The following is a 23303-nucleotide window of genomic DNA, read 5'->3' on the forward strand; positions in this document are numbered from 1 at the left end:
AGGCCATGCCCCGCGCCGGGGCGGGCCGGTGCGCCCGCGGTAGATTTCTCGCATGACGTCCCCGCACGCCCTGATGCGTCCTGCGCATCCCTCGGCCCACGGGATCGTCGACCTCGCGGCCGCCTTCGACCTGCGCACCGCCGACCCGGGCCCGGCCGACGTCGTGCTGACCGGCCTGACCCACGCGAGCTCGGACGTGCGGCCCGGCGACCTGTTCGTCGCGCTGCAGGGCTTCCGGGCGCACGGCGCCACCTTCGCACCGGCCGCCGTCGACGCCGGTGCGGTGGCCGTGCTCACCGACGCCGCCGGCGCCGCGCACTGCCAGGGTCTGGGCGTGCCGGTCCTGGTCGCGGACGACCCCCGCGGCCTGCTCGGGGACGTCGCGGCCTGGATGCACGGCCACCCCGCGCGCGAGCTGGTCACGGTCGGCGTCACCGGCACCAACGGCAAGACCACGACCACCTACTTCGTGGACGCCGCGCTGCGTGCCGTGCACGCCACCACGGCCCTGCTCGGCACGGTCGAGCTGCGGATCGGGGACACCGCGATCGACAGCCCGCGGACCACCGTCGAGGCACCCGCCCTGCACGCGCTGCTGCGGCTGGCCCGGGAGCGGGACGCGGGCGCGGTGACCATGGAGGTGTCCAGCCACGCGCTCGCGCTCGGTCGCGTGCACGGCCTGACGTTCGACGTCGTGGGCTTCACGAACCTCCAGCGCGACCACCTCGACTTCCACGGCGACATGGACGGCTACTTCGCCGACAAGGCGCGTCTGTTCGCGCCCGGGCAGGCCGCCCGCGGCGTCGTCGTGGTGGACGACGAGTGGGGCCGGCGGCTGGCCGCGACGGCCGACATCCCGGTCGAGTCGGTGGCGACCCACGTCGGGACGCCGCAGACCGACACCGCGGACTGGGCCGTCGTCGACGCCACGATCGGCCTGGACGGCGTCGGCTCCACGTTCACGCTGCGGGGTCCGGACGGCGTCCGGCACCCGGCGACGAGCCCGCTGCCCGGACTGGTCAACGTGTCCAACGCCGCGCTGGCGATCGTGCTCGCGCACCGCGCCGGCGTCCCGCTGGACGTGGCGATCACCGCGGTCGGCACGGCCGGCGCGATCCCCGGCCGGATGGAGCGCGTCGTGGAGCGGGCTGCCGGCCGGCCGCTCGCGCTCGTCGACTACGCCCACACCCCCGACGCCCTCGTGCTCGCGCTGGAGGCGGTCCGCCCGATCACCCCCGGCCGGCTCATCATCGTCTTCGGGTCCGACGGCGACCGCGACCAGGGCAAGCGCCCCCTCATGGGCGAGATCGCCGCTCGGCTCGCCGACGTGCTCGTGGTGACCGACGAGAACCCCCGCTCGGAGGACCCGGCGTCCATCCGGGCCCAGATCCTCGCCGGGGCCCGGCGGACCCGCCCGGACGGCACCGACATCCACGAGGCGACCTCACGCGCCGAGGCCATCCGGGCCGCGCTCGCGCTCGCCGACGACAAGGACACCATCATCATCACCGGCAAGGGGCACGAGCCCACCCAGGAGATCGCCGGGGTGTTCCACCGGTACAACGACCGGGACGTCCTGCTGGCCGCCACGGCGACATCCACCGACCCCGCGGCCCACGGAGCCGGCGAGTGATCGCGCTGACGGTCGCCGAGGTGGCCGCCGCGACCGGTGGACGGCTGCACCCCGACGGGCTCGACCCCGCCCGGATGGTGCACGGGCCGGTGGTCGTGGACTCCCGGCAGGTCGAGGCGGGGTCGCTCTTCGTGGCCCTGCCCGGCGAGCACGCGGACGGGCACGACTACGCCGCCGCCGCCGTGTCCGCCGGGGCCGCGCTCGTGCTCGGGGCGCGCCCGGTCACCGGGCCCGACGGCGCGGACCTGCCGGTCGTCGTCGTCGACGACGTCGAGCGTGCCCTCGGGGACCTCGCCCGCGAGGTCCTGCTCCGCCTGCGCACCGACGACGAGACCGGCGCGACGCGGCTGTCCGTCGTCGGCGTCACGGGCTCGGTCGGCAAGACGACGACCAAGGACCTGCTGCTCCAGCTGCTCACCCCGACCGGGCCGACGATCGCGCCGGTCGCGTCGTTCAACAACGAGATCGGCCTGCCGCTGACCGTCCTGCGCGCCGACGAGAGCACCCGCTACCTCGTGCTGGAGATGGGCGCGAGCGGCCTGGGGCACCTGACCTACCTCACCGGGATCGCGCCGCCGGACGTGTCGGTCGTCCTCGTCGTCGGCAGCGCGCACCTGGGCGAGTTCGGCGGCATCGAGGCGGTCGCCCGCGCCAAGTCCGAGATCGTCGCCGGGCTCGCCCCCGGCGGGGTGGCGGTGCTGAACGCCGACGACATGCGGGTGGCCGCGATGGCCGACCTGGCGCCCGGCGACGTCACGACGTTCGGCACCACCGCCGGCGCCGACGTGCGCGCCACGGGGCTGCGGGTGGACCGGGCCGGGCGCGCGTCCTTCACGCTCACCGCGGGTGGCGCCCCGGCCGACGTCGCGCTGCGCCTGGTCGGCGAGCACCACGTCCACAACGCGCTCGCCGCGGCCACCGTCGCCCTGCGCCTGGGTGTGCCGCTGGCCGACGTCGCCGAGCGTCTGTCCGGCGCCGGACCGCTCAGCCCGCACCGCATGCACGTGGTCGAGCGTCCGGACGGCGTCACCGTCATCGACGACTCCTACAACGCCAACCCGGACTCGATGCGGGCCGCCCTGAAGACGCTCGCGATCGTCTCCGGCCGCGACCGGCGGTCCGTCGCCGTCCTCGGCGAGATGCTCGAGCTGGGCGAGGACCACCGCACGGCGCACGAGGCGCTCGGGCTGATGGTGGTCCGGCTCAACATCGGGCTGACCGTCGTGGTCGGCGCGGGCGCGCAGCCCATCGCCGACGGCGCCCTGCGCGAGGGCTCGTGGGGCGACGAGGTCGCGATGGTGGACGACGTCGACTCCGCCGCGGCGTTCCTCGCCGACGAGCTGCGCCCGGGCGACGTCGTGCTCGTCAAGTCGTCCTACGGGGCCGGGCTGTGGCGGCTGGGGGACATCCTCACCGCGGCCGGCACACCGGACGGCGCGCCCGACGGCAGGACGGCCGGCACACCGGACGGCGCGCCCGACGGCAGGACGGCCGGCACGGCGGACGGCACGCCCGACGGCACGGCGGACGGCGCCGCGGAACCCGCGGGCACCGGCCGATGAGGGCGGTCCTCCTCTCGGGTGGCTTCGCGCTGGTCCTGTCCCTGCTCGGGACACCGCTGTTCATCCGCTTCCTCGTGCGCAAGCAGTACGGCCAGTTCATCCGCCAGGACGGTCCGACGGCCCACTTCACCAAGCGCGGGACGCCCACGATGGGCGGCGTCGTCATCATCTCGGCGACCCTGATCGGGTGGGGCGCAGCGAGCGTGGTGACCGGCAACGTGCCGAGCGCCTCGGCGGTGCTCGTGCTGTTCCTCATGACCGGGCTCGGCGTCGTCGGCTTCCTCGACGACTTCATCAAGATCTCCCGGCAACGCAGCCTGGGCCTGCGCGCCCGCTGGAAGGTCGTGGGCCAGGGCCTGGTCGGCATCACGTTCGCCGTCGCTGCGCTGGGGTTCCCCAACGAGAACTTCCGCACCCCGGCGTCCACGCAGATCTCGTTCATCCGGGACACCGGCCTGGACCTCGCCTTCGCCGGGGCCACCCTGGGGCTCATCCTGTTCGTGCTGTGGGCCAACTTCCTCATCACGGCGTGGTCGAACGCGGTCAACCTCACCGACGGGCTCGACGGCCTGGCGACCGGCGTCTCGCTGATCGTGTTCGGCGCCTACGTGATCGTGTGCGTCTGGCAGTCGAACCAGAGCTGCCAGTCGATCCTCACGGTGGGGCCGCGCTGCTACGAGACGCGTGATCCCCTGGACCTGGCGGTGGTGGCCGCGGCGATCACCGGGGCGTGCTTCGGGTTCCTGTGGTGGAACGCGAGCCCGGCGAAGATCTTCATGGGCGACACCGGATCGCTCGCGCTCGGTGGCGCGCTCGCGGGGCTGTCGATCCTGTCCCGCACCGAGATCCTCGGCGCGATCGTCGGCGGGCTGTTCGTCCTCATCGTGCTCTCGGACGTCATCCAGATCGGCTTCTTCAAGATGACCGGCAAGCGCGTGTTCAAGATGGCGCCGCTGCACCACCACTTCGAGCTGTCCGGCTGGGGAGAGGTCACGATCGTCATCCGGTTCTGGATCATCGCCGGGCTGTTCGTCGCCGCCGGGATCGGCGTCTACTACGCCGAGTGGGTCGCGGGCTGATGGCGCCGCAGCCGGTGCAGCAGCCCCCGGTCCCCGGCCTGCCCCCGGGGCGCGTGCTGGTCGCCGGCCTCGGCGTCACCGGACGCGCCGTCGCGGCCGCGCTGCGGGGCCGGGGCGTCGACGTGACCACCGTGGACGCCCGCGAGCCCGGCGCGGACGTGGCCGACGTCGCCGCGCTCCTCGCCGACGACGGCCTGGCCGACGTCGGCCTCGTCGTCGCCTCGCCCGGCTGGCCGCCGACGTCGCCCCTGCTGCAGGCCGCGACCGGTCGGGGGCTGCCGGTGTGGAGCGAGGTCGAGCTCGCCTGGCGGCTGCGCACCGACCGCAGGCCCGGACCCGACGGCACCCACCGCGGGCCGGCGCCGTGGCTGGTGGTGACCGGCACCAACGGCAAGACCACGACGGTGGGCATGCTGGAGTCGATCCTGGCCGCCGCGGGCCGGCGCACCGCGGCGGTGGGCAACGTCGGCCGCCCGGTCGTCGACGCGGTCACCGACCCGGACCTCGACGTGCTCGCGGTCGAGCTGTCCAGCTTCCAGCTGCACTTCACCCACTCCATGTCCGCGCAGGCCGCGGCCGTGCTCAACGTCGCCGCCGACCACCTGGACTGGCACGGGACCGTGGAGGCGTACGCCGCCGACAAGGGCCGCATCTTCGAGCGGACGCAGGTCGCGTGCGTCTACAACAGCGCCGACCCGGTCACCGAGCGGCTCGTGCGGGACGCCGACGTCGTCGACGGGGCCGTCGCGGTCGGGTTCACCCTGGCCATGCCGTCCGTCGGCCAGGTCGGCCTGGTCGAGGACGTGCTGGTCGACCGCGGCTTCGCCACCCTGCGGCACACCCACGCTGCCGAGCTCGGCACGCTCGCCGACCTGGCCCACCTGGGCAGCGGCGAGGCCACCGACCCGCGCACCGGGGCGGTGCCGTCGCACGTCGTCGCCGACGCGCTGGCCGCCGCCGCGCTCGCGCTCGCGCACGGGGTCGAGCCGGTCGCGGTGCGCGACGGCCTGCGGGCCTACGTCCCGGGCGCGCACCGCATCCAGACCGTCGCCGTGGCCCAGGGCGTCACGTACGTCGACGACTCCAAGGCGACCAACGCCCACGCCGCGGCGGCGTCGCTCGCGGCGTACCCGCCCGGGGGCGTGGTGTGGGTGGCCGGGGGACTGGCCAAGGGGGCGACCTTCGACGAGCTGGTGCGCGCCCGGGCCGACCGGCTGCGCGGCGTCGTGCTGATCGGCGTCGACCCGGGACCGCTGGCGCAGGCACTGGCCCGACACGCACCCGAGGTTCCCGTCGAGTCGATCGATCCCGGTGACACTGGGACGGTGATGACTCGCGCCGTCGACCAGGCCCGCCGGCTCGCCCGGCCGGGTGACACCGTGCTGCTCGCACCCGCCTGCGCCTCGATGGACCAGTTCGCCTCCTACGCCGAGCGCGGCGACGCCTTCGCGGCGGCCGCACGCGCGCTCGGCGACCGGTGAGCCGGGGACCGTCATGACGCAGACCACCGGGTACCGCCCGGCGTCGTCGGCCCGCGCCGCCGCCTCCACGCCGGTCACCGACGCCGCAGCCACCACCGGGCGCACGCCGGGCGGGACGCGCCGGGACGTCGCCGCCGCGCTGGGGCTGTGGAACAGCTCGGTGACGAGCTACTACCTGCTCACCGGGGCGACCACGATCCTGCTCGTGCTCGGGCTGGTCATGGTGCTGTCGAGCTCGAGCGTCGAGTCGCTCGCGGACGAGAAGTCGCCGTACGCGGAGTTCCTCAAGCAGGCGCAGTTCGCGATCGTCGGCCTGCCGGTGCTCTGGGTGATGAGCCGGATGTCGGTCCCGGTGCTCAAGAAGCTCGCGTGGCCGATGCTGCTCGGCGCCGGCGGCCTGCAGCTGCTGGTCTTCACCCCGCTCGGGCTGGGTGCGGGCGGCAACAAGAACTGGATCGGCGTCGGCCCGGTCACCATGCAGCCGTCCGAGGTGGTCAAGCTCGCGCTCGCCCTGTGGATCGGCGCCGTCCTGGCCCGCAAGCACGCGCTCCTGGGGGACTGGAAGCACTCGGTCATCCCCGTGCTCCCGGTGGCCGGTGCGATGGTGGGGCTGGTGCTGCTCGGCCACGACCTCGGCACCGCGCTCATCATCATGCTGCTCGTCGGCGGCGCCCTGTTCATGGCCGGTGTGCCGCTGCGCATCTTCGCCGTCGCGGGCGCCCTCACCGCGGCGGCCGTGGTGGCGCTGGTGACCACCAGCGCCAACCGCATGACCCGCATCACCTGCCTGTTCACCGGCACCTGCGACCCGACCGACGAGGGCTACCAGACCCTGCACGGGACCTGGGGCCTGGCCACCGGCGGCTGGTGGGGCGTCGGTCTGGGGGCGAGCCGGGAGAAGTGGTCCTACCTGCCCGAGGCGCACAACGACTTCATCTTCGCGATCATCGGCGAGGAGCTCGGCCTGGTCGGCACCCTGCTCGTGCTCGCGCTGTTCGCGCTGCTCGGGCTGGCCATGAGCCGGATCATCCGCCGCCACCCCGACCCCTTCGTGGTCATCACCACCGGCGGCATCAGCGTGTGGATCGTCGGCCAGGCGCTGGTCAACATCGGGGTGGTCATCGGCCTGCTGCCGGTGATCGGCGTCCCGCTGCCGCTGGTGTCCGCCGGCGGCTCGGCGCTCATCATGACGATGGCGGCGATCGGCGTGCTGATCTCGTTCGCCCGCCAGGAGCCGGGCGCGGCCGAGGCGCTCGCGGCACGCCCGGGAGTCGTGCGTCGCTCCCTCGCCGTGCTGGGCCGGACCCGCGGGGCCCGCCGGTGACCGCGCCGGGCAGCACGGCCGGTCCGGCCGACGGGTCCGCCGGGTCCCGCGCCGTCGGTGACGCGTCGACCGCGAGGCTGCGCTCGGTCCTGCTCGCCGGGGGCGGCACGGCCGGTCACGTCAACCCGCTGCTCGCGGTCGCCGAGGAGCTGCGCCGCCGGGACGCGTCCACCGCGCTGTCCGTGCTCGGCACCGCCACCGGCCTCGAGGCCCGCCTGGTCCCCGAGCATGGCCTGCCGCTGGAGCTGGTGCCGCGCGTGCCGCTGCCGCGCCGGCCCTCGGTCGACCTGCTGCGCCTGCCCGGGCGCCTGGCCGGCGCGGTGCGCGCCGCCGGCGAGACGATCGACCGCACCGGGGCGCAGGTCGTCGTCGGCTTCGGGGGCTACGTGTCCACCCCCGCCTACCTCGCGGCCCGGCGCCGCGGCCTGCCGGTCGTGGTGCACGAGGCCAACGCCCGGCCCGGACTGGCCAACCGCCTGGGCGCGCGATGGGCCGCGCAGGTCGGCGTCACCTTCCCGGGCACGCCGCTGCCCGGCGCCCAGGTGGTCGGGATGCCGTTGCGCGCCGCCGTCGCCGGGCTCGTCGAGCGCCGGTCCGCGGACGCCGCCGGCACCCGGCGGGACGCCGCCGCCGCCCTGGGCCTGGACGCCGACCGGCGCACCGTGCTGGTCACCGGCGGCAGCTCCGGCGCCGTCAGCCTCAACGCCGCGGTCGCGGCGGTGGCGGCGGACCTGCTGGTCACCGGCGCGCAGGTCCTGCACCTGACCGGCACCGGCAAGGACGCGGCGGTCCGCTCCGTGCTGCCCACCGGCGAGGCCGGGCAGCGGTACCACGTCCGGGAGTACCTGAGCGAGATGGAGCTGGCGTACGCGGTCGCCGACCTGGTCGTGTGCCGGTCCGGGGCGGCGACCGTGTGCGAGCTGGCCGCTCTCGGGCTGCCCGCGGTGTACGTGCCGCTGCCGATCGGCAACGGCGAGCAGCGCCTCAACGCCGCCCCGCTCGTCCAGGCCGGCGGCGGGCTGCTGGTGGCCGACGACGACCTCGGCCCCGCCTGGCTCCGTGGGCAGGTGCTCCCGCTGCTCGCCGACCCCGGCCGGCTCGACGCGATGGGGCGCGCCGCGGCCCGGGCGGGGACCGTCGACGGAGCCGCCCGGGTCGCCGACCTGGTCGAGCTGGCCGTCGCCGGCGGCCCGGCCCGTCCGGCCCGCTCGGCGACGCCGGAGCCCCGGTGAGCGCGGGCGACGCCGCCGCGGCGGTCGCGCCGGGGGGCGTGGCGGAGCTGGGCCGGGTGCACCTGATCGGCGTGGGCGGTGCCGGGATGTCGGTGGTCGCGGCCCTGCTGCTCGCCCGCGGGCTGGCGGTCAGCGGGTCCGACGCGCGTGACAGCCCGGTCGTGGCGGCGTTGCGCGAGGCCGGCGCGGTGGTGCACGTCGGGCACGACGCGGCGCACGTGGCGGGCGTCGACACGGTCGTCGTGTCCAGTGCCGTCCGGCCCGTCAATCCCGAGCTGGCGGCCGCTCGCCACGCGGGCCTGCGGGTGCTGCACCGCTCCGCCGCGCTGGCCGCCCTGATGGCCGACCGCCGCACGGTCGCGGTCGCCGGCGCGCACGGCAAGACGACGACGTCGGCGATGGTCGCCGTCACGCTGCTCGCCGGCGGTCTCGACCCGTCCTACGCGATCGGGGGCACGGTCCTCGGTGCGGACGCCGGTGCGAGCGGTCCGCTGGCCGGTGCACGGCACGGGGCCGGGGACGTGCTGGTCGCGGAGGCCGACGAGTCCGACGGGTCGTTCCTGGCCTACACCCCGACGGTGGCCGTGGTGACCAACGTCGAGCCCGACCACCTGGACCACTACGGGACCCGTGAGGCGTTCGAGGCGGCGTTCGAGCAGTTCGCCGACCGCATCGCCGACGGCGGTGCCCTGGTCGCCTGCGCCGACGACCCCGGCGCGCGTCGGCTGCTCGCGGCGGCCCGGTCCCGGCTCACCGCCCGCGGCGTGCGCACGATCGGCTACGGCGAGGACCCGTCCGCCGACGTCGTCGTCGCCGGGTTCCGGGCCGACCCCGCCGGCGGGTCCACCGCGACCCTGCGCACCGCCCACCCCGACCTGGTCGGTGCCGACGGCGAGGTGACGGTGGACCTCGAGCTCGCCGTGCCCGGGGCGCACAACGCCCTCAACGCGGCCGCCGCGTGGACGGCCGCGCGACTGCTGGGTGTCGCGCCGGACGACGCCCGCCGCGGGCTCGCGGGCTTCCGCGGGACCGGCCGCCGGTTCGAGCACCGCGGGTCGGCCGGGGGTGTGCGCGTCGTCGACAGCTACGACCACCACCCGACCGAGGTGGCCGCACTGCTGCGCGGCGCCCGCCCGGTCGCCGGCGAGGGACGGGTCCTCGTCCTGTTCCAGCCCCACCTGTTCTCGCGGACGCGGATCTTCGCCGCCGAGTTCGCCGCCGCGCTGGCCCTGGCCGACGCCGTCGTGGTGACCGACGTCTACGCCGCGCGCGAGGACCCCGACCCGGACGTCACCGGTGCGACGATCACCGACCGGATGCCCGGCACGACGCCGGCCGAGCACGTGCCGGACCGGCTCGCCGCCGCGCGCCGGATCGCCGAGCTCGCACGGCCCGGGGACCTCGTCCTGACGGTCGGCGCCGGGGACGTCACCGAGCTGGCCCCCGTCGTGCTCGGCGCGCTCGAGGACCGGGCGGCCGGCGGTCCCGGGCGGTCGTCACGGTGACGCCGCCGGCCCGACCCGGCATGCCCGTCCCGCGCGGGGCACGGCCCCGGCCCACCCCGCCGCGTCCCCGCCCCACGACCGGCCCGGACCGCGGCGGCGCGACGTCGGCAGACCCGCCCACGCCGCGCACGCCCGAGCCCACGCGCGGTCCGGTCCGCACACCGCCCGCCGCGGTGACCGTCGACGCCCGGCGCGGCGGCGCACCCACCGGCGACGCCGCCCACCGCCCGGCGTCCGCCGTCTCGGACGCCGTCACCACCTACACCGCGGGCCGCCGGTCGCTCGGTGTGCCGGTCCGGCCGGTGGTGTCCAGCGGCTCCGCGGCGCGCTTCGCCGAGCGCGTCGCGATGCGCCGGCGCCTCGCGCGGCACAAGGTCTACCTCGCCGCGGCCGTCGCGGTGCTGCTCGGGGCGCTGGCCTGGCTGCTGCTGCTCTCACCCGTGCTGGCGCTCGACGCGGCCCGGGTGGAGGTCACCGGTGCCGGCACGGTGGTCGACGTCGCCGACGTGCAGGCGGTCGTCGCCGAGGTCGACGGCGTCCCGCTGCCGCGGCTGGACACGGTCGGGCTGCGCGACGCCGTCCTGGGCGTGCCCGGGGTGCGCGAGGCGAAGGTGTCGCGCATCTGGCCGCACGGGCTGGTGATCGCGCTGGTGTCGCGCGAGCCGGTCGCCGCGGTGCCGCAGGCCGCGTCGGTGCCGGACGCGCCGGAGGGGTACACCCTGCTCGACGTCGAGGGCTTCGGGGTCGGCTGGACGGCGACGCCGCCCGAGGGCCTGCCGGTCGTGTCGGTGCCGGTGGTGTCCGACGGCCGCAACCGCAGCCTCGACGCGGTGCTGGCCATCCTGCAGGCCCTGCCGCCCGAGCTGGCGGCGGAGGTCGCCACGATCGAGGCCGAGACGCAGGACACGGTGCGGATGACCCTGCGCGACGACCGGACGGTGGTCTGGGGGAGCGCGGCACAGGCGGAGCTGAAGATCCGGGTGCTCCAGGCGCTGCGCGCCGCGCCCGCCGCGGCCGACGCGCGCGAGTACGACGTCTCCGCGCCGACGCTGCCGATCACCCGCTGACCTGCCGCGGGACGCCCGGCGATCGGACGCGATCGCGACACGCGCGCGACGGTCGTTGATCCGTCCCGGTGCGCCACCTACCGTCCTGGCGCTCGAACAACCTGACATAACTGTAACCCTCTACCTGAGACTGAGGGTTTGACCCGGTGGCAGCACCGGGTCGCAGCGCACGCGGCGCGGCCGTGACGCACGTAGCACCCGCACCCCTGAAGTACCCGTGGCAACGAGAGGCATAGACGTGGCAGCTCCGCAGAACTACCTGGCGGTCATCAAGGTGGTCGGCATCGGAGGCGGTGGCGTCAACGCCGTCAACCGCATGATCGAGGTCGGCCTCAAGGGCGTCGAGTTCATCGCGATCAACACCGATGCGCAGGCCCTGCTCATGTCCGACGCGGACGTCAAGCTCGACGTCGGCCGCGAGCTGACCCGCGGCCTGGGCGCCGGCGCGGACCCCGAGGTCGGCAAGAAGGCGGCCGAGGACCACGCGGAGGAGATCGAGGACGTCCTGCGCGGCGCCGACATGGTCTTCGTCACCGCGGGGGAGGGCGGTGGCACCGGCACCGGCGGCGCCCCGGTCGTCGCCCGGATCGCTCGCTCGCTCGGCGCGCTGACGATCGGTGTGGTCACCCGGCCGTTCACCTTCGAGGGTCGCCGCCGCACCGTGCAGGCCGACTCGGGCATCGACAACCTCCGCGCCGAGGTCGACACCCTGATCGTCATCCCCAACGACCGGCTGCTGTCGATCTCCGACCGCTCGGTCTCGGTGCTGGACGCCTTCCACTCCGCCGACCAGGTGCTGCTGTCCGGTGTCCAGGGCATCACCGACCTCATCACCACGCCGGGCCTGATCAACCTCGACTTCGCCGACGTGAAGTCGGTGATGCAGGGCGCCGGCAGCGCCCTGATGGGCATCGGCTCCGCCCGGGGCGACGACCGGGCCGTCCAGGCCGCCGAGCTGGCGATCTCCTCCCCGCTGCTCGAGGCCAGCATCGACGGCGCGCACGGGGTGCTGCTGTCCATCCAGGGCGGCAGCGACCTGGGTCTGTTCGAGATCAACGAGGCTGCCCGCCTCGTGCAGGAGGCCGCGCACCCCGAGGCCAACATCATCTTCGGTGCCGTGATCGACGACGCCCTCGGCGACGAGGTGCGCGTCACCGTGATCGCCGCGGGGTTCGACAGCGGCGGCCCGGAGACCCGGCGCAGCCACCGCGAGGTCGGGCAGGTGGCGGGTGGGCGCGCCGTGCCCACCCCCTCGCCGGTCAGCGTGCCGGTCACGCCGTCGACGCCGTCCCACACCGCGCCGTCGCACGGCGCGCCGCCGGTCAGCACGCCGCCGGCGCACGGCGGGGCCCCCGCGACGCAGCCCGTGCCCACGGGGCCCAACGGGACCCCCGTCCCGGCGTTCCTGGCCTCGGACCCGCACGCGGTGGTGTCGACCGGGCAGCTCGAGGTGCCGCGGGTCTTCGAGGAGGAGCAGCGTCGCCGTCGCGACGAGGACCTCGACGTCCCCGACTTCCTCAAGTAGCGCCGCGGTGAGGACCTCCGGACCGGCCGTGCCCGGCCGGTCCGGGCCGGGGTTCGGTGTGCTCGAGGTGGACCTCGGCCCCGGCGTCCGGGCCGGCTTCACGACGCGGTCCCCGGCCGACGACGGAGCGGACGCCAACCTGGGTCTGGGTGTCGCCGACGACCCGGCGGCCGTGCTGGACCGTCGCCGCCGGCTCGCCCGCTGGGCGGGCGGGCCCGTCGCGTGGAGCACCCAGGTGCACGGGACGGCGGTCCTCGACCTGCCCGGGGTGCGCGGGGCGGACCGTACGGCCGCCGCCGTGCCGGTCGACCTCCCGGCGAGGGGCGCGGGGAGCCGGGAGGGCCCGGTGGGCTCGGACGGCCCGGCGGGCGAGCCGTGCGGTGAGGCGGACGCGCTGGTCGCCGGCCCGGGCGCCGGGGTCGCCGTCGTGGTCGCCGACTGCGTGCCGGTGCTGCTCGTCGACCCCGCCACCGGGGTGGTCGCCGCCGTCCACGCCGGCCGCCGCGGGCTGGTGGACGGCGTCGTGCAGGCCGCCGTGGCTCGGATGGTCGCACGCGGCGCACGACCGGCCGATCTGCGCGCCGCGGTGGGGCCGGCGATCTGCGGGCGGTGCTACGAGGTCCCGGCCGACTTGCGCGACACCGTCGCCGCCGTCGTGCCCGACGTCGCCGCGCGGACCTCGTGGGGCACGCCGGCCCTGGACCTGCCCGCGGGGGTCGCCGCCGTCCTGCGCACGGCGGGCGTGGGGCACGTGCACCCGACCGGCCTGTGCACCCGGACGGACGAGAGGTTCTTCTCCCACCGCCGGTCCATGGCGACGGGAGCGGCGGAGGGTCGGTGCGCGGGCGTGGTCCGCAGCGCGGCGCCGGGCCCGGGCGTGTCGGACGACGGCGGCGCCGTCGGCGCTTGCTAGCGTGAAACCGCAGGACAACCAGGGTGTGAGAGGAAGAGGCGATGGCCGGAGCACTGCGCAAGACGATGCTGTACCTCGGTCTCGCTGACGAGCGCGGTGAGCACCAGGGCGAGGACTTCGCCGACGAGTACCACGAGCTGGAGGCGGACGTGCCGCAGGAGTACGAGGCGCAGGTGACCCCGATCCGGGCGAACGGCAGCCACGCGCTGGTCCCGGCGCACGCCGCGCCGGAGACGGAGCTGCGCCGCATCACGACCGTGCACCCGCGGTCGTACAACGACGCGCGCAAGATCGGTGAGGCGTTCCGCGAGGGCACCCCGGTGATCATGAACCTGTCCGACATGGACGACTCCGACGCCAAGCGCCTGGTCGACTTCTCGGCCGGGCTCATCTTCGGGCTGCACGGCGCCATCGAGCGGGTCACGAACAAGGTCTTCCTGCTGTCCCCCGCGCACGTCGAGGTGACGGCCGAGGAGCAGGCTGTGCCCGGCGAGATGCGCGCCGGTTTCTACAACCAGAGCTGACGCGCGCGTGCGCACCGTCGCCTCGCTGGCGTCGTTCCTCGTCGGTCTGTTCCTGCTGGTGCTGTTCGTCCGGGTCGTCTTCGACTGGATCCAGGTCTTCGCCCGGGACTGGCGTCCCCGCGGTCCGGCGCTCGTGGTCGCCGAGATCACGTACACGATCACCGACCCGCCGCTGCGCGCCCTGCGGCGGGTGATCCCGCCGCTGACGCTCGGGACGATCCGGCTCGACCTGGCCTTCCTCGTGCTGGTGGTGATCTGCGTCATCCTGCAGTCGCTGCTGGCCAGCGTCTGACCGCTGCCCGCCCCGGCCGCGGTGCGTGGCCTCCGGCAGACTCCGCTACGGTGATCGCTGGGCGGTCGCTGGACTGCCGGTCCGACCTGCTCGACCACGAGCGGCACGAACTCTTCCGAGGTGACACCGATGGCACTGCTGACGGCAGACGACGTCCTGAACAAGAAGTTCCAGGCGACGAAGTTCCGAGAGGGCTACGACCAGGACGAGGTCGACGACTTCCTCGACGAGGTCGTCAACACCCTGCGCGCGGTGCAGACCGAGAACGACGAGCTGGAGAACAAGCTCGCCGCCGCCGAGCGGCGCGTCGCCGAGCTCAGCCGCGCCGGCGCCCAGGCGTCCCCGGCACCCGCCGACGGCGGGTCGGAGCAGGCCGCGCCGACGCCCGCGCCGGCCGCCACGGCAGCCCCCGCCGCCCCGGCGGCCCCGGCCCGGGCGAGCGAGCCCGAGTCGGCCACCGGGATGCTGCTGCTCGCGCAGAAGCTGCACGACGACTACGTGCGCAACGGCCAGGAGGAGGGCGAGCGGCTCATCGCCGAGGCCAAGACCCAGGGCACGCGCATCGTCCGTGAGGCCGAGGAGACGTCGCACCGCACGCTCGCCCAGCTCGAGCAGGAGCGCAGCCTGCTGGAGCGCAAGATCGACGAGCTCCGCGTCTTCGAGCGGGACTACCGCACCCGCCTGAAGAGCTACCTGGAGAACCTGCTCGGGGACCTGGACAACCGGGGCAGCGCGCTGCCGCCGCGGGGGAACCCGGCCGCCGCCGGCGGGCCGCAGAGCGGCCTGTAGCCCCGGCATCACCCCTCGAACGACCCCGCAGCACACCACGCCGGAGCGATCCGGCGTGGTGTGTTGTGCGTCCGGGGCGTGGCGTCTACTCTCACGTGACTTCGACCAGAGGGGGCAGGCGTGACGAGTCCCGAAGGTGCCGGCTCGACGACGACGCTGGCTGACGTGCCCGATCTCGCGGCGCTCGTCCGGCGCTTCCCCGTCCGCGACTCCGAGAAGCCCTGGACCGAGACCGAGGTCCGCGAGATCGCCGACGAGCTCACCGCGGAGATCGAGCGGCTCAAGGCCGAGCTGGCGGCGGCGGACGAGGTCCTCTCGGACCTGCTGCGCGACTCCGGCGACGGGGCCGGGGACGACCAGGCCGACTCCGGGTCGAGCGCACTGGAGCGCGAGCACGAGCTCACCCTGGTCAACAACACCCGCGACCTGCTGGCCCAGACCAGCCACGCGATGGCGCGGATCGGTCGTGGCACGTTCGGCACCTGCGAGTCCTGCGGCAAGGCGGTGGGCAAGGCCCGCCTGCAGGCCTTCCCCCGCGCGACGCTGTGCGTGGTGTGCAAGCAGCGCGAGGAGCGTCGCTGACCCGTCCCGCCATGGGACACTCGTCGGCGATGTCCACGACCCCAGACGCGGTGCCTGCCCACGACCCCGCGCGACGCACCGACCCTGTCGACCCGGCTCCCGTCGACCCGGCGCGCCGCCGTCGCCTGCTCACGCTGCTCGCCCTGCTCGCCGTCGTCGTCCTCGCGGTCGACCAGGTGACGAAGGTGTGGGCGGTCGCGACCCTGACCGAGGGGCGGCGGACCGAGCTCGTCGGGGACCTGCTGGGGCTGACCCTGCTGTACAACCCCGGTGCGGCGCTGTCGATCGCGACCGGGATGACGTGGGTGCTCACGGTCGTCGCGGTGGGCGTGGTGGTGGTGACCCTCCGGGCGTCGCGGCGGATCGGCTCGCGCGGCTGGGCGGTGGGCCTCGGACTGCTGCTGGGCGGCGCGATCGGCAATCTCGCCGACCGGTTCCTGCGCGAGCCCGGTCCGGCGCGCGGGCACGTCGTCGACTTCATCGCGTACGGCGAGCTGTTCGTCGGCAACGTGGCGGACATCGCCATCGTGGCGGCGGCCGGGCTGATCATGCTGCTCGCCCTGCGCGGCGTCGGGCTGGACGGCACGCGTGAGCACGATCCCCGTCCCCGTGGCGCGACCGACGACGCCGCCCCGCGCGACCCCGCACCCGCCGCGGCGCCGGAGGCGGCTGCCACGGACCCGGCGGACGACGTCGCCGGCCGCGGCCGCGCGGACGGTGCGGCGACCCAGGACCGGCTCCGTGGCTGAGACCCGGGCCATGCCGGTCCCCGACGGTCTGGCCGGCGAGCGGGTGGACGCCGCGATCGCACGGCTGCTCGGGCTGTCCCGGACGCGGGCCGCCGAGCTCGCTGCCAGCGGCGGCGTCCGGCTGGACGGCGTCGCGGTCGGCAAGTCCGACCGGCTGCTGCCGGGTGGCTGGCTCGAGGTCGAGCTGCCCGACCCGCCGCGAGCGGTCGACCAGGCCCCGCCCGAGCCGGTCCCCGGCATGCGGATCGTGCACGACGACGACGACGTCGTGGTCGTCGACAAGCCCGTGGGGGTCGCGGCGCACGGCTCGCCGGGCTGGACCGGGCCGACCGTGGTCGGCGCGCTGGCCGCCGCCGGCTACCGGATCTCGACCTCGGGAGCCGCCGAGCGCCAGGGGGTCGTGCACCGCCTCGACGTCGGCACGTCCGGCCTCATGGTGGTGGCCAAGAGCGAGCACGCGTACACGGTGCTCAAGCGCGCCTTCAAGGAGCGCACGGTCGACAAGGTCTACCACGCGCTCGTGCAGGGGCACCCCGAGCCGACCACCGGCACCATCGACGCCCCGATCGGCCGGCACCCCACCGCGGACTGGAAGTTCGCGGTGGTCGCGGACGGCAAGCCCTCGGTCACGCACTACGGGGTGCTGGAGATGCTGCCGTCGGCGTCCCTGGTCGAGGTGCACCTGGAGACCGGGCGCACCCACCAGATCCGCGTGCACTTCTCCGCGCTGCGGCACCCGTGCGTCGGGGACCTCACCTACGGCGCCGACCCGCGGCTGGCCGAGCGCACGGGCCTGGGCCGGCAGTGGCTGCACGCGATGCGGCTGGCGTTCGACCACCCCGCCACCGGGCGGCGGCTGGAGGTCACCAGCGAGTACCCGCAGGACCTCGCCGCGGCGCTGGCGGTGCTGCGCGGCCCGGCGCGCTGACGCCCGTCCGGCACCCGCCGGAGCCCACTCCGAGCCCGGCGGGCACCCCGGCCGACATGGCCCGCGTCACCCGTCGACGGCGGGTGTGGCGGCGCCGGAGGTGTCGGTGGCGGAGCCTAGAATCGCGCCATGCCCACTGCCTCGTCGACGGACTTCGCGCACCTGCACGTCCACACCGAGTACTCCATGCTCGACGGTGCGGCGCGGCTGGGTGACCTGTTCGGCGAGGCCCAGCGGCTCGGCCAGACGGCGATGGCCACGACCGACCACGGGTTCGTCTTCGGCGCCTTCGACTTCTGGTCCAAGGCCCGGGCCGCCGGCATCAAGCCCATCATCGGCGTCGAGGCGTACCTGACGCCGGGCACCAGCCGGCACGACCGCACCCGCGTGAAGTGGGGGGAGGCCCACCAGGCGTCCGACGACGTCTCGGGAGGTGGCGCGTACACCCACATGACGATGTGGGCGCGGACCACCGAGGGCATGCACAACCTGTTCCGGATGGCGTCGCTGGCGTCGCTGGAGGGCCACTTCTACAAGCCCCGGATGGACCGCGAGCTGCTGCAGACCTACGGCAGGGGGCTCATCGCCTCGACCGGGTGCCCGTCCGGGGAGGTGCAGACGCGGCTGCGGCTCGGCCAGTTCGACGAGGCCGTGCGGGTCGCCGGCGAGCTGCAGGACATCTTCGGCAAGGACTACTTCTACGTCGAGCTGATGGACCATGGCCTCGACATCGAGACCCGCGTGATCAAGGACCTGCTGCGGGTCGCCGAGGCGATCGACGCGCCGATCGTCGCGACGAACGACCTGCACTACACCCGCAAGGAGGACCACGCGGCCCACGAGGTGCTGCTGTGCGTCCAGTCGGGCTCGACGCTCGCGGACCCCAAGCGGTTCAAGTTCGACGCCGAGGACTTCTACCTCAAGTCCGCCGAGGAGATGCGCCGCACCTGGGCGGACCTGCCCGAGGCGTGCGACAACACGCTGCGGATCGCCGAGCAGTGCGAGGTCGAGTTCAACACCGCGGCGAACTACATGCCGCGGTACCCCACGCCGGACGGTGAGGACGAGACGTCCTGGTTCGTCAAGGAGGTCGAGCACGGGCTGCACGTGCGGTACCCCGGCGGCATCCCCGACGAGGTCCGCAAGCAGGCGGAGTACGAGACCGGCGTCATCACGCAGATGGGCTTCCCGGGGTACTTCCTCGTGGTCGCCGACTTCATCAACTGGGCCAAGGACAACGGCATCCGCGTCGGGCCTGGTCGAGGGTCCGGCGCCGGGTCGATGGCCGCGTACGCGATGCGGATCACGGACCTCGACCCGCTGCAGCACGGGCTGATCTTCGAGCGGTTCCTCAACCCCGACCGCGTGTCCATGCCCGACTTCGACGTCGACTTCGACGAGCGCCGTCGTGGCGAGGTGATCCGGTACGTCACCGACAAGTACGGCGAGGACCGCGTCGCCCAGATCGTCACCTACGGCACCATCAAGGCCAAGCAGGCCCTCAAGGACTCCTCCCGCGTGCTCGGCTACCCCTTCGCGATGGGGGAGAAGCTGACCAAGGTGATGCCGCCGTCGATCATGGGCAAGGACATCTCGCTGTCCGGGATCTTCGACCCGGCGGACAAGCGCTACGGCGAGGCCGAGGAGTTCCGGCAGGCGGTCGCCACCGACCCGGACGCCCAGCGCGTGGTCGAGACGGCCAAGGGGCTGGAGAACCTCAAGCGGCAGTGGGGCGTGCACGCCGCCGGCGTCATCATGTCCAGCGAGCCGCTGATCGACATCGTGCCGATCATGCGCCGCGAGCAGGACGGCGCGATCATCACCCAGTTCGACTACCCCACGTGCGAGGGGCTCGGGCTGATCAAGATGGACTTCCTCGGCCTGCGGAACCTGACGATCCTCGACGACGCCCTGGCGAACATCGTGATGAACGGCAAGGAGCGCATCGAGGTCGAGTCGCTGCCGCTGGACGACCCGGCCACGTACGAGCTCCTCGGCAAGGGCGACACCCTGGGCGTGTTCCAGCTCGACGGCGGCGGCATGCGCTCGCTGCTGCGGCTCATGCGGCCGGACAACTTCGAGGACATCTCGGCCGTCGGCGCGCTCTACCGCCCGGGGCCCATGGGCGCCAACTCGCACACGAACTACGCGCTGCGCAAGAACGGGCTGCAGCCCAAGGACCCGATCCACCCCGAGCTGCAGGAGCCGCTGGAGGAGATCCTCGGCACCACGCACGGCCTGATCGTGTACCAGGAGCAGGTCATGGCCATCGCGCAGAAGGTGGCCGGGTACTCCCTGGGCCAGGCGGACCTGCTGCGCCGCGCGATGGGCAAGAAGAAGAAGTCCGAGCTGGACAAGCAGTTCGAGGGCTTCTCGGCCGGCATGCGTGAGCGCGGGTACTCCATGGCCGCCGTGCAGACGCTGTGGGACATCCTGCTGCCGTTCTCCGACTACGCCTTCAACAAGGCGCACTCGGCGGCGTACGGGGTGGTGTCCTACTGGACGGCCTACCTCAAGGCGAACTACCGCACCGAGTACATGGCCGCGCTGCTCACCTCCGTGCGCGACGACAAGGACAAGTCGGCGCTGTACCTCAACGAGTGCCGGCGCATGGGCATCACCGTGCTCCCGCCGGACGTGAACTCCTCGTCGGCCAACTTCACCGCCGTCGGCGAGGACATCCGGTTCGGGCTGACCGCCGTGCGCAACGTCGGCGCCAACGTGGTGGACGCGGTCGTGGCCACCCGCGAGTCCAAGGGAGCGTTCACCTCCTTCACCGACTTCCTGGACAAGGTGCCCGCGGTCGTGTGCAACAAGCGGACCATCGAGTCGCTGATCAAGGCCGGCGCGTTCGACTCCCTCGGGCACACCCGCCGCGCGCTGCTGCTCGTGCACGAGCAGGCGGTGGACGCCGTCATCGGGGTCAAGCGCAAGGAGGCCGAGGGGCAGTTCGACCTGTTCGCCGGCTTCGGCGGCGACGACGACGCCGGCTTCTCGGTGGAGGTCCCCGCGCTGCCGGACTGGGACAAGAAGCAGCGGCTCGCCTTCGAGCGGGAGATGCTCGGGCTGTACGTCTCGGACCACCCGCTGTCCGGCCTCGAGCACGTGCTCGCCCAGGCGGCCGACGTGTCCATCGCGACGCTGCTCGCCGACGAGGCCCGGCCCGACGGCTCGACGGTCGTGGTCGCCGGCCTGATCACGTCGCTGCAGCGCAAGATGTCCAAGCAGGGCAACCCGTGGGCCGCGGTCACCGTGGAGGACATGGAGGGCTCGGTGGAGATCATGTTCTTCGGCGAGACGTACCTCGCCTACTCCACCGCGCTCGCCGAGGACACGGTGGTCGTGGTGCGCGGCCGGGTCCGGCGCCGTGACGAGTCGATGCAGCTGCAGGCCATCGAGGTGTCGCTGCCGGACGTCTCGGCGGCCGCCGACGCGCCCGTGCTGGTGACCCTGCCGGTCGCCCGGTGCACCGCGCCGGTCGTCGAGCGGCTGCGTGAGGTGCTGTCCACCCACCCCGGCACCACCGAGGTGCACCTGAAGCTCACCAGCCCCGGCAAGGCCACCGTGATGCGGCTGGACCAGGGGCTGCGGGTGGAGCGGACCTCGGCGCTGTTCGGCGACCTCAAGGCGCTGCTCGGTCCCAGCTGCCTCGCCACCGCGTGACCACCCCGCCGCGCGAGCCGGGGGACCGGCAGCCGCCCCGCCCGGACACGCCGGGGCCGCCCGGCCCGGTCGTGCTCAGCGACGCCGGGCTCGCGTTCGTCACCGACCGGCACCTGGCCACGCTCAGCACGGTCCGCCGCGACGGCAGCCCGCACGTCGTCCCGGTCGCGTTCACCTGGGACGCGGCGCGTGGCCGGGCGCGGATCACCACCCGCTCGACCTCGGTCAAGGCGCGCCGGATCGCGCGCGGCGGACCGGACGGGGAGCCGCTGCCGGCGGCGCTGTGCCAGGTCGACGGGCGGCGCTGGATGACCCTCGAGGGCACCATCACGCTCTCCGACGACCCGGCCGACGTCGCCGAGGCCGTCGAGCGGTACGCCGACCGGTACCGCGTGCTCGGAGAGCAGCCGACCCGGGTCGTGCTCCACCTGCAGGTGGCGCGGGTGCTCGGCACGGTGCGCTGACGCCCGTCGGCGGCACTCACGCCACGGCCACGGCCACGGCCACGGCCGCGTCGCGACGCGGCCCGTCGGGACGGGTCGGGGCGGGTCAGCGGCGGGGCACGTCAGCCGACCGTGGCGGTGACCGGCCCGGCCGGGGTGTCCACCATGACGACGTCGCCGCGCCGCAGCTGGCGGCCCCGGCGCGCCTCGTCCTGGCCGTTGACGGTCACCGCGCCGTCCTCGAGCAGCTCACGCGCCTGCGCACCGGAGTCCGCGAGCCCGGACAGCTTGAGGAACTGCCCGAGGCGGATGACGTCGTCGGTGATCGGCACGGGGTCCATGCGCCCATGATGCCGGTGGTGCCGCACGCCGCGCGCCACCGCGGTCCTGACCCGGCGCGGTCACGACGCCGCCCGGGCGAGGGCCGGCGGCGGCCCACCGAGCCCCGGTCGCCGCAGGCCTAGACTGCCGGACGTGATCACCCGTCTGGACCTGCGCGGTCGCGCGATGACCCCCCGCGAGCTGCGCGCGGTGCTGCCGCGCGCCGAGGTGGACGTGGACGCCGCGACGCACCTCGTCGCCCCCACGCTCGAGGCGGTCCGGACCCACGGCGCGGCGGCGCTGCGCGACCTGGCCGAGCGCTTCGACGGCGTGCGCCCCGCGCACCTGCGGGTGCCGCCGGAGGCCCTGGAGTCCGCGCTGGCCGGCCTCGACCCGGCCGTGCGGTCCGCCCTGGAGGAGTCGGTCCGCCGGGTCCGGGCGGTGCACGCCGCCCAGCGGCCCGCCGACCTGACGGTGGACCTGGGCCCCGGCGGTCAGGTCCGCCAGCGCTGGGTCCCGGTGCAGCGGGTCGGCCTGTACGCCCCGGGCGGGCTCGCGGTGTACCCGTCGTCGGTGGTGATGAACGTCGTGGCGGCGCAGGAGGCCGGTGTGACGTCCCTCGCCGTGGCGTCCCCGCCGCAGGCGGAGGAGGGTGGCCTGCCCAACCCCACGGTCCTGGCGGCGTGCGCGCTGCTCGGTGTGGACGAGGTGTACGCCGTCGGCGGGGCGCAGGCGGTCGCGATGTTCGCCTACGGCGCGGCCGGCTCCGAGCCGGTCGACACCGAGTGGCTGTGCGAGCCGGTCGACGTCATCACCGGGCCGGGGAACGTCTACGTCGCCGCGGCCAAGCGCCTCGTCCGGGGCGTCGTCGGCATCGACGCCGAGGCGGGGCCGACCGAGATCGCCGTGCTGGCCGACGGCGGCGCGGACCCGGTGCACGTCGCGGCCGACCTGATCAGCCAGGCCGAGCACGACCCGCTGGCGGCCGCGGTGCTGGTGACCGACTCGGTCGAGCTGGCCGGCGCCGTCGAGGCGCAGCTGGAGGACCGCGCCGCGGCCACCCGTCACCAGCAGCGGGTGCGCACCGCGCTGGCCGGGCGGCAGTCCGCGGTCGTCCTGGTCGACGACCTCGAGCACGGCATCGCGGTGGTCGACGCGTACGGGGCCGAGCACCTGGAGATCCAGACCGCGGACGCCGCCCGGGTCGCCGACCGCATCCACAACGCGGGCGCGATCTTCGTCGGACCGTGGTCACCGGTGTCGCTGGGTGACTACATGGCCGGGTCCAACCACGTGCTGCCGACCGGCGGCTGCGCCCACTTCGCCAGCGTGCTCGGCGTGCACAGCTTCCTCAAGGCCGTGCAGGTCATCGAGTACGACGCCGACGCGCTGCGGGCGGTGAGCGACCGGATCGCCGCGCTCGCCGAGGCCGAGGACCTGCCGGCGCACGGCGAGGCCGTGCGGGCCCGCTTCTGAGCGGGACCCGACGCCCGGTGGCGGTGCGTCGGCGCGCCACCGGGCGGCCCGTGCCCGCGGCGAGCGTGCCGAGACTCACGCCGTTCGGCACGACGCACACGGACGGCGATGCCAAACTAGGCATCCGACCCGGCCCGTGCGGTGCAGGGCCGAACCGGGACACGTCGGCCACGCACGCCGGACGACGGGGACCGGCGTCCGCAGCTCATCGCAGA

At 74.7% G+C, this 23303-nt stretch carries 20 protein-coding genes; 19 read left to right on the forward strand and 1 reads right to left on the reverse strand.

From position 1 onward, the window contains the following. Positions 1-52: 52 nt before the first annotated feature. The 18 genes from Q0840_RS11905 (at position 53) to Q0840_RS11990 (ending at position 21312) form a co-directional block, all read left to right on the forward strand. Positions 53-1633, forward strand: coding sequence for a UDP-N-acetylmuramoyl-L-alanyl-D-glutamate--2,6-diaminopimelate ligase (locus Q0840_RS11905; protein WP_298459693.1), 1581 nt, complete (start codon positions 53-55; stop codon positions 1631-1633). Continuing rightward, positions 1630-3195, forward strand: a complete 1566-nt coding sequence (murF, locus tag Q0840_RS11910) for a UDP-N-acetylmuramoyl-tripeptide--D-alanyl-D-alanine ligase (protein ID WP_298459694.1) — start codon at positions 1630-1632, stop codon at positions 3193-3195. The genes Q0840_RS11905 and murF overlap by 4 nt, the downstream gene beginning before the upstream one ends. After that, entirely contained in the window at positions 3192-4274 is a 1083-nt protein-coding gene (gene mraY / locus Q0840_RS11915; protein WP_298459695.1) for a phospho-N-acetylmuramoyl-pentapeptide-transferase, read from the forward strand. Before murF ends, mraY begins: the two co-directional genes overlap by 4 nt. Next, positions 4274-5755 carry a UDP-N-acetylmuramoyl-L-alanine--D-glutamate ligase gene (gene murD / locus Q0840_RS11920; protein WP_298459696.1) on the forward strand — a complete coding sequence of 494 codons (1482 nt, stop codon included), beginning with the start codon at positions 4274-4276 and terminating at the stop codon, positions 5753-5755. Before mraY ends, murD begins: the two co-directional genes overlap by 1 nt. 13 nt (positions 5756-5768) lie before the next feature. Continuing rightward, positions 5769-7079: a putative lipid II flippase FtsW gene (gene ftsW / locus Q0840_RS11925; RefSeq protein WP_298459697.1), complete on the forward strand. Its 1311-nt coding sequence runs from the start codon at positions 5769-5771 to the stop codon at positions 7077-7079. A gap of 89 nt (positions 7080-7168) precedes the next feature. Then, complete coding sequence (murG, locus tag Q0840_RS11930; protein WP_298459788.1) at positions 7169-8311, forward strand: undecaprenyldiphospho-muramoylpentapeptide beta-N-acetylglucosaminyltransferase; 1143 nt, start codon at positions 7169-7171, stop codon at positions 8309-8311. Next, positions 8308-9816, forward strand: coding sequence for a UDP-N-acetylmuramate--L-alanine ligase (gene murC / locus Q0840_RS11935; RefSeq protein ID WP_367183121.1), 1509 nt, complete (start codon positions 8308-8310; stop codon positions 9814-9816). Before murG ends, murC begins: the two co-directional genes overlap by 4 nt. Before the next feature lie 173 nt (positions 9817-9989). Then, complete coding sequence (locus Q0840_RS11940) at positions 9990-10883, forward strand: cell division protein FtsQ/DivIB (RefSeq protein ID WP_298459699.1); 894 nt, start codon at positions 9990-9992, stop codon at positions 10881-10883. 238 nt (positions 10884-11121) lie between these two features. After that, the gene (gene ftsZ / locus Q0840_RS11945; protein ID WP_298459700.1) at positions 11122-12408 is read left to right on the forward strand and encodes a cell division protein FtsZ; all 1287 of its coding nucleotides are present in this window, start codon (positions 11122-11124) and stop codon (positions 12406-12408) included. A gap of 7 nt (positions 12409-12415) precedes the next feature. Beyond that, positions 12416-13321, forward strand: a complete 906-nt coding sequence (locus Q0840_RS11950; protein WP_298459701.1) for a polyphenol oxidase family protein — start codon at positions 12416-12418, stop codon at positions 13319-13321. Between the two features lie 41 nt (positions 13322-13362). Then, the gene (locus tag Q0840_RS11955) at positions 13363-13845 is read left to right on the forward strand and encodes a cell division protein SepF (RefSeq protein WP_298459702.1); all 483 of its coding nucleotides are present in this window, start codon (positions 13363-13365) and stop codon (positions 13843-13845) included. A gap of 7 nt (positions 13846-13852) precedes the next feature. Further along, positions 13853-14137 carry a YggT family protein gene (locus tag Q0840_RS11960; RefSeq protein ID WP_298459703.1) on the forward strand — a complete coding sequence of 95 codons (285 nt, stop codon included), beginning with the start codon at positions 13853-13855 and terminating at the stop codon, positions 14135-14137. A gap of 129 nt (positions 14138-14266) precedes the next feature. Next, the gene (locus tag Q0840_RS11965; RefSeq protein WP_298459704.1) at positions 14267-14926 is read left to right on the forward strand and encodes a DivIVA domain-containing protein; all 660 of its coding nucleotides are present in this window, start codon (positions 14267-14269) and stop codon (positions 14924-14926) included. Between the two features lie 120 nt (positions 14927-15046). After that, the gene (locus tag Q0840_RS11970) at positions 15047-15508 is read left to right on the forward strand and encodes a TraR/DksA family transcriptional regulator (protein WP_298459705.1); all 462 of its coding nucleotides are present in this window, start codon (positions 15047-15049) and stop codon (positions 15506-15508) included. A 29-nt stretch (positions 15509-15537) separates the two neighbouring features. Beyond that, positions 15538-16257 (forward strand): signal peptidase II, encoded by a 720-nt coding sequence (locus Q0840_RS11975; protein ID WP_298459707.1) that lies wholly within the window; start codon positions 15538-15540, stop codon positions 16255-16257. After that, positions 16250-17185 (forward strand): RluA family pseudouridine synthase, encoded by a 936-nt coding sequence (locus Q0840_RS11980; protein WP_298459708.1) that lies wholly within the window; start codon positions 16250-16252, stop codon positions 17183-17185. Before Q0840_RS11975 ends, Q0840_RS11980 begins: the two co-directional genes overlap by 8 nt. Before the next feature lie 129 nt (positions 17186-17314). Then, complete coding sequence (gene dnaE / locus Q0840_RS11985) at positions 17315-20848, forward strand: DNA polymerase III subunit alpha (RefSeq protein WP_298459709.1); 3534 nt, start codon at positions 17315-17317, stop codon at positions 20846-20848. Beyond that, positions 20845-21312 carry a pyridoxamine 5'-phosphate oxidase family protein gene (locus tag Q0840_RS11990; RefSeq protein WP_367183122.1) on the forward strand — a complete coding sequence of 156 codons (468 nt, stop codon included), beginning with the start codon at positions 20845-20847 and terminating at the stop codon, positions 21310-21312. The genes dnaE and Q0840_RS11990 overlap by 4 nt, the downstream gene beginning before the upstream one ends. Positions 21313-21413: 101 nt before the next feature. Here Q0840_RS11990 and Q0840_RS11995 read toward each other — a convergent pair whose 3' ends face one another. Beyond that, positions 21414-21632 carry an RNA-binding S4 domain-containing protein gene (locus Q0840_RS11995; protein ID WP_298459710.1) on the reverse strand — a complete coding sequence of 73 codons (219 nt, stop codon included), beginning with the start codon at positions 21630-21632 and terminating at the stop codon, positions 21414-21416. A gap of 133 nt (positions 21633-21765) precedes the next feature. Here Q0840_RS11995 and hisD point away from each other — a divergent pair, with 133 nt between their 5' ends. Further along, positions 21766-23088, forward strand: coding sequence for a histidinol dehydrogenase (gene hisD, locus Q0840_RS12000; protein WP_298459712.1), 1323 nt, complete (start codon positions 21766-21768; stop codon positions 23086-23088). Positions 23089-23303: the final 215 nt, after the last annotated feature.

The organism is uncultured Cellulomonas sp. (assembly GCF_947494015.1).
Classification (GTDB): Bacteria; Actinomycetota; Actinomycetes; order Actinomycetales; family Cellulomonadaceae; genus Pengzhenrongella.